This window comes from Tardiphaga sp. (genome assembly GCF_025356345.1).
GTDB lineage: Bacteria > Pseudomonadota > Alphaproteobacteria > Rhizobiales > Xanthobacteraceae > Tardiphaga.
In genome coordinates, this window is sequence record NZ_JANXTC010000020.1 from 1 (window position 1) to 5,326 (window position 5,326).

A 5,326-nucleotide genomic window follows, 5' to 3' on the forward strand; every position below is an offset into this window, starting at 1 on the left:
CAACTACCTGAAAGCTTAGCGCGCCGCGCCGGGTGTTCGTGGCTGGGCTTGTCTTCTACAGGCGGCGCTCTGGTCCGTGTCCCGGGCGCGACGCGGCACGCAGTGCTGCTTCGCAGAACCGGGATCCCGGTTCTGCGGCGCATCCCCATCGCCCGCGGCGATGCCGCCGCGCCGCGCCCGGGAAACGTGGAGAGATTTGTGATGTTCAACCGCCTGAAAGCCTATCTCGCGGCGCCGGAGGCGAAGGCCAGTCGTACGGCCAGAATTCTCGCCTATGAATCTGGCGGGCGGGCGCGGTGGACGCCGCGGGAATTCGCGGCGCTGGCGCGCGAGGGATATCTGCACAATGCCATCGTGCATCGCGCGGTGCGGCTGATCGCGGAGAATGCCGCGGCGTGCCCGTTTCTGGTGTTCGACGGCGCGCAGGAGCGCGAGGCGCATCCGCTGTTGACGCTGCTGACGCGGCCCAATCCGCGCCAGGACGGCGCGGTGTTGTTCGAGATGCTCTATGCGCATCTGCTGCTCGCCGGCAATGCCTATGTCGAGCAGGTCTCGCTCGATCACCAGGTGCACGAACTCTACGCGCTGCGGCCGGACCGCGTGAAAGTGGTGCCCGGCCCGGATGGCTGGGCGGAGGCCTATGAGTACAGCGTCGGCGGGCGCGCGGTGCGCTTCGAGCAAAGCGGCGCGGTGCCGCCGATCCTGCATCTGACCTTCTTCCATCCGCTCGACGACCATTACGGGCTGGCACCGATCGAGGCCGCCGCGGTGGCGCTCGATACCCACAATGCCGCGGCGAAATGGAACAAGGCGCTGCTCGACAATGCCGCGCGGCCATCCGGCGCGCTGGTCTATGCCGGGCCGGACGGCGCGATGCTGTCGGAGGCGCAGTTCGATCGCCTGAAGCACGAGCTGGAAGGCGGCTATGCCGGCGCCATCAATGCCGGCAAGCCGTTGCTACTTGAAGGCGGCCTGGACTGGAAGCCGATGTCGCTGTCGCCGAAGGACATGGACTTCCTCGAAGCCAAGCACACCGCCGCGCGCGAAATCGCGCTGGCCTTCGGCGTGCCGCCAATGCTGCTCGGCATTCCCGGCGACAACACTTTTGCCAATTACCAGGAAGCCAACCGGGTGTTCTTCCGCCAGACCGTGCTGCCGCTGGCCGCGCGCGTCGGCCACGCGCTGGCGCAATGGCTGGCACCACATGTGACGCGCAAGTTTGAGTGGCGCAAATCGGGATCAGCCGGGAATATCGGGGAAGCGGCGGGAAACGCTTGGTTTAGTTAGGCTTTCGCGCGATTCCGCGGGAGCCGAAGGGCCACGGGCCGTGCAAGTTCGAATGGCAGGGCGGGGCGATGCGGCGCGGATTCCCCGGCGAAACAACCGCCGTCCAGGCCAACCAGGAATCCTTACGGGGAAGTAAGGCCGGCGATTCCCGGTTCGGCGGATCCGCCACTTCAAGGCTGATTGCGCGGGTTTTCAACGTGTCGCGCAAGTTCGGGCGCCATCGAACTGAGAAAGCAACCGGGAATCCCGAAATGCGCAAAACGCGGGGCTAGGGCTTGTACTGATAAAGCCGCTTGCCTGTCCGCTTCACCGCGAGAAACGGACTCCAGCGCCGCGTACCAGCATATCGGCTAAGTGCCAAAGGCGGAAGGCAATGAACTTGATTTCTGGAACCGGGTGTGTGTTGCGTGGCTGCCGGTGACGACGCCGTATGGCGCTGGAGAGGCATGGATATGACCGACGAGACGTCGAGGCAAGTTAAGGGTGCGCGTAAGCCGAAGAGGCGAAGCTTTTACAAAATGGACGCCGACTATGTTCGGGGGGAAGCCCAGGGCTTAGGCTGGAGAACGCCGACGCTGTAAAGCGCTATCTATATAACTGGGATGGAGATCCCTACTACTCGCAATTGCCGGAGGCGCCGCGATTTCTATTCGCTAAGAAGCTTGGCCGTCCGCCGCGTGATATTGAAGGATATGTCGGACACTGGCTGATTTCCGATCCCATGAAAGCGGTTCTGGAGCGGGTTGATCCGACCGCCTTCGGCTTTGCCTCATGCGACGTCATTTTGTCCGACGGCACCGCAGGGCCGCGGCGCTGGCTCTGCAACGTGGTTCGGACCCTCGATGCGCTTGACGAGCAGGCCTCAGAGTTTCGGATGTTCGATGATGCAGCTGGAAAGATGTACGTGCTAACAGGTCCGACGCGATTGATCTTCCGGGACGAGGCTGTCAGGTCCGCGCATGTCTTCCGGATGAAGTTTATGGAAGTCACGATCATCTGTGATCAGACCTTGAAGGATGCCTGCCGGCAGGTGGACTTGAAGGGGTTGAGCTTCGTCGACGTTGGAAAGAAATAACAAGATACAAAGATCGCCCCAGCAACATTGTCCGCTTCGGGTCAAAGCCCGGCATGGCGGGACAATCAACGAGAGGCTGTTTCACCCCTTGGAGCGGACATCCCGAATTTAACAGCACGCCCTGGCGCCGTGCCCGATTCACTTCGGTGCGGCAGCCGGAGGTGGCTCGCGGAGCTGCAAAATCCGCCTGGCGTCGCGGTCGCGCGCCTGCTGCTGCAACTGCCGGCAGCGCTGCAGTTGCGGCGTCGCGCGGCGCGCCTGCGCCATCTGGCCGGACCGGATCAACTCCGCGACGCTGTCGGTCAACGCCCCGCATATCGCCAGTGTCGCATCATCAGCCCGCGCCGGCGCCGCGCCCAGCGCGCCCGCCAGCAGTAGCAGCGCTGCTAAAGACCTCGCCCCGCCCATTTCACCCGTCCATAGATCCGCAACGGCAGCTCCTTCGGCACGGTCTCCGGCGGAAACATGTCGCGGTTGTCGGCGATCATGATGACGTCGTCGCCGCTGCGCTTCAACCGCTTGACGTAGGCCTCGTTGCCTACCGAAAACACGTAGATCTTGCCGTCAGCGATCTGCGTGGCCGCCGGCGAGACATCGACCAGCATCAGGTCGCCGTCCGAAATGGTCTCGCGCATGCTCTCGCCGCTGGCCTGCATCAGCCTGGCATGACCCGGCGCGACGCCGTGCTGGTGCAGCACGACGCGCGGAAAATTCACGTAGCTGGAGCCGTCGTCGAGCATCAGGGCGCCGTTGCCGGCCGCGGCCTTGAAGGCGAGTTTCTGGATCGGCACATCGTCGCCATCGGACCGCGCAGGGGCGGGCGCCGCATCGGCCGATGACGTCCGCCGATCCATGGCGCGACCGCTCACGATCCAATCCAGCGGGATTTCCGTTTCGGCCGACAACGTGGCCACGACCGTCAGCGGGATATCCATGCCCTGCTCATAGCGGCTGTAGGTCGACGCCGACTTGCCGAGCAGCTGCTCGCGCTGCGCCGCCGGGACCAGTCGCAGCGTAATCCCGAAACGGTCGCCGATCGTCAGTCTCGACCAGTCGGGCAGGGCCGCGCCGTCCGGCAAGCTTTCCAGCAGATCGACATATTCCCGAATCTGCCTGATTCCTAAACGTTTTTTACCGTCGTCCGACGTAATATTTGCAGATATGGTAATATCTGACTTCAAACCGGTTGCTTTTTTTGTCATATTCGGTAAAACCTGCTTCGTTCGTAGCATATCTGAAATAAAACAACCTGAGCGATCTCCATTTCAGGGCACCTCGCAGATGGCTTCCCCCGGCTGGCATCGCGCCGACATCGTCGCCGCCATTCACAAGCAGAACACAACCCTGGCCCAGCTGGCGCGAGACAATGGTCTCCACGAGGGAACGTTGCGTTCAGCCCTGTCCTACCCCCGAAAGCCGTCCAACGAAATCATAGCCAGAGAGCTGGGGGTCTCGCTGCATGCGCTCTGGCCGTATTGGTTCACGTCCGAAGGCGTGCTGACTGCGCCGACTCGTACATCCGGCCCGCGGCCGAGGTCGAGTCAGAAACGCCGCCGCAAACTGAACCGTGCGGGAGCGCGGCGATGACAGCCGGGCGCGCCGACGATGTCAGCCTCACTGTCGACCTGATCGCGGTCGACCGCTGCAGCCTGACGGTGCGCGATCGTGCAGATGGCCGCCAGCATATCCTGGCCTTCGACGGTCTCCGCATCGGTGCCAGTGAAAGCGGTGACGGCTACACCCTGGTGTTGCCGCGCTTGGTCGCCATCCGGCGGGGGCTGGGCCCTGTCGATCCCGCGGGGCGGCCATGAAGCGCGCCCGCGACTCCGGCACCGTCGACATGTTCAGCGAATATGCGCCGCCGGAGGTGGTGGAGCGCTTCGCGCCCGAGCGCGTGCGCGCCGCGAAATGTTCCGCGCGCATCGCCCGCGCGGCGGCCGAGGCGATCCGGGAATCGAAACATGCGCGCGATGTCATCGCGCAGCTGATGGCCGACTATCTCGGCGAACATATCAGCGTGGCCATGCTCGACCAGTACACCTCGACGGCCAACGAGAAGAACAACATTCCGGCGCACCGGCTGATCGCGTTGTTCGTGGTCACCCGCGATGTCCGCCTGATCAACGCGCTGCTCGCCGACACTGATGTGGTTGCGATCTCCGCCAGATATGTGGCGCTGATCCGCCGCGAAATGGCGCGCGAGGCGCGCGACCGTCTCGACCGCGAAATCAACGTCGCGGATGCCGAATGGAGGGCCGGCCGATGACGCGCGCTCCATTGGTCGCGCCGGCGTCCGGCGGCAGGGACACCGGGCCGCTGCGGATGTTTCTGTCAGCCGCTGAAATCGCCGCCCTCGCGCTGCCGGGATTGCCGGCGTCGAAGCGCGGCGTGCTGTTCGCGGCGGAGCGCGGCGGATGGATCACCCGGCCGCGCAAACATCGCGGCGGCGGCGTCGAATACGCCGTGGACTCGCTGCCGGCGGAAGCCCGCGTCGCCTATATCGGCCGCCGCATCGACGCCGTCGCGGTGCCCGCCTGCATCGCCCGCGAGGCGGAGAGCGAGCCCGCCGCCGCCCGGCTCAGCGGCAGCGCGGCGGAGGCCCGCGACGCGCGCCTCGCCATCCTGGCGCTGGCCGACAATGTCGCCGCGCAGGCCGGGCTTGGCCGCAAGCGCGCCGACCGGTATTTTTGTGATCAGTACAATGCCGGCGCGTTGTCGCTGGCCGGCTGGATCGCGTCGGAAGTGAAGCGCCTGACGCCGCGCACGCTGGCGCGCTGGCGCAGTCTCGCCCAGGCCGGCCGCCGATCGGCGCTGGCTGTCGATCGCAGCAAGGCGCGCCGCGGCACCGGCGCGCTCGATCGCGCCAATGGCGGCGAGGTTCGCACCTTTATTCTCGCGCTGCTCGCCAAGCAGCCGCAGCTCACCGCCCATCACATCCGCGCGCTGGCCGCCGATCGCTCTCCC

Annotated in this window: 8 protein-coding genes; 6 read left to right on the top strand and 2 right to left on the bottom strand. The window is 65.2% G+C overall.

What is annotated here, in order from left to right; all coding sequences use genetic code 11:
• The first annotated feature begins 201 nt into the window (after positions 1-201).
• Together Q0S16_RS01050 and Q0S16_RS01055 are read left to right on the top strand one after the other, a co-directional pair.
• On the top strand, positions 202-1,287 hold the full coding sequence (locus tag Q0S16_RS01050; RefSeq protein ID WP_295844061.1) for a phage portal protein: 1,086 nt from the start codon (positions 202-204) through the stop codon (positions 1,285-1,287).
• A 559-nt stretch (positions 1,288-1,846) separates the two neighbouring features.
• Positions 1,847-2,362: a DUF1629 domain-containing protein gene (locus Q0S16_RS01055; RefSeq protein WP_295844076.1), complete on the top strand. Its 516-nt coding sequence runs from the start codon at positions 1,847-1,849 to the stop codon at positions 2,360-2,362.
• A 138-nt stretch (positions 2,363-2,500) separates the two neighbouring features.
• On the opposite strand, the gene Q0S16_RS01060 is transcribed toward Q0S16_RS01055, so the two are convergent.
• Entirely contained in the window at positions 2,501-2,770 is a 270-nt protein-coding gene (locus tag Q0S16_RS01060; RefSeq protein ID WP_295844063.1) for a hypothetical protein, read from the bottom strand.
• Positions 2,749-3,441, bottom strand: coding sequence for a S24 family peptidase (locus tag Q0S16_RS01065; RefSeq protein ID WP_295844066.1), 693 nt, complete (start codon positions 3,439-3,441; stop codon positions 2,749-2,751). Before Q0S16_RS01065 ends, Q0S16_RS01060 begins: the two co-directional genes overlap by 22 nt.
• A 202-nt stretch (positions 3,442-3,643) precedes the next feature.
• Here Q0S16_RS01065 and Q0S16_RS26370 point away from each other — a divergent pair, with 202 nt between their 5' ends.
• The 4 genes from Q0S16_RS26370 to Q0S16_RS01080 form a co-directional block, all read left to right on the top strand.
• Positions 3,644-3,949 (top strand): helix-turn-helix domain-containing protein, encoded by a 306-nt coding sequence (locus Q0S16_RS26370; RefSeq protein ID WP_366517791.1) that lies wholly within the window; start codon positions 3,644-3,646, stop codon positions 3,947-3,949.
• On the top strand, positions 3,946-4,173 hold the full coding sequence (locus tag Q0S16_RS01070) for a hypothetical protein (protein WP_295844067.1): 228 nt from the start codon (positions 3,946-3,948) through the stop codon (positions 4,171-4,173). Before Q0S16_RS26370 ends, Q0S16_RS01070 begins: the two co-directional genes overlap by 4 nt.
• The gene (locus Q0S16_RS01075; RefSeq protein ID WP_295844069.1) at positions 4,170-4,628 is read left to right on the top strand and encodes a hypothetical protein; all 459 of its coding nucleotides are present in this window, start codon (positions 4,170-4,172) and stop codon (positions 4,626-4,628) included. The genes Q0S16_RS01070 and Q0S16_RS01075 overlap by 4 nt, the downstream gene beginning before the upstream one ends.
• The coding region (locus Q0S16_RS01080) for a DNA-binding protein (RefSeq protein WP_295844073.1) at positions 4,625-5,326 on the top strand (702 nt) is incomplete at its 3' end. The genes Q0S16_RS01075 and Q0S16_RS01080, both read left to right, overlap by 4 nt.

Excerpts from the sequence above, each read along its gene's own strand:
- Q0S16_RS01060 (WP_295844063.1), bottom strand. The coding sequence starts at position 2,770 with ATGGGCGGGGCGAGGTCTTTAGCAGCGCTGCTACTGCTGGCGGGCGCG.
- Q0S16_RS26370 (WP_366517791.1), top strand. The coding sequence starts at position 3,644 with ATGGCTTCCCCCGGCTGGCATCGCGCCGACATCGTCGCCGCCATTCAC.
- Q0S16_RS01075 (WP_295844069.1), top strand. The coding sequence starts at position 4,170 with ATGAAGCGCGCCCGCGACTCCGGCACCGTCGACATGTTCAGCGAATAT.
- Q0S16_RS01070 (WP_295844067.1), top strand. The coding sequence starts at position 3,946 with ATGACAGCCGGGCGCGCCGACGATGTCAGCCTCACTGTCGACCTGATC.
- Q0S16_RS01050 (WP_295844061.1), top strand. The coding sequence starts at position 202 with ATGTTCAACCGCCTGAAAGCCTATCTCGCGGCGCCGGAGGCGAAGGCC.